The organism is Escherichia sp. KCJ4928, from assembly GCF_004352695.1.
Taxonomy (GTDB): Bacteria; Pseudomonadota; Gammaproteobacteria; order Enterobacterales; family Enterobacteriaceae; genus ECMA0423.
The window spans coordinates 1-409 of the sequence record NZ_SJWV01000628.1 but is presented as its reverse complement, the minus strand read 5'-3'; the positions used below and the strand labels follow the sequence as shown (position 1 = coordinate 409).

The window sequence follows — 409 nt, the reverse complement described above, 5'->3', positions numbered from 1 at the left end:
TATCAAACCGATCGGGTACGTGGTGAAGGCATCCAATCAATTAATGACTATTTTTTGCTAGCTGAACGTAAAACATTAAATTTCGCTCATTATTATATTATGCTCATTGAGTATATTGAAGGTGTCGGGTTAAATGAGTATTTGGAAATTTCTGAAGATCTGAAGGATCAATTATCAGAATCGATAAAAGAGTTGCATCAGCATGGAATGGTGTCTGGCGATCCTCATAAAGGAAATTTTATAGTATCCGAAAAAGGTTTAAGACTAATTGACCTTTCAGGTAAAAAAACAACCGCTGTTTTAAAAGCAAAAGATCGCATTGATCTTGAACGGCACTATAATATAAAAAATGAATTGAAAGACTTTGGCTATACATATCTTATATTCAAAAAGAAAATTAAAAAAGTAA

At 31.8% G+C, this 409-nt stretch carries 1 protein-coding gene; it reads left to right on the top strand.

The window, feature by feature from the left end; genetic code table 11:
• The coding region (locus E0D98_RS25955) for a lipopolysaccharide core heptose(II) kinase RfaY (protein WP_131891551.1) at positions 1-409 on the top strand (409 nt) is incomplete at both ends.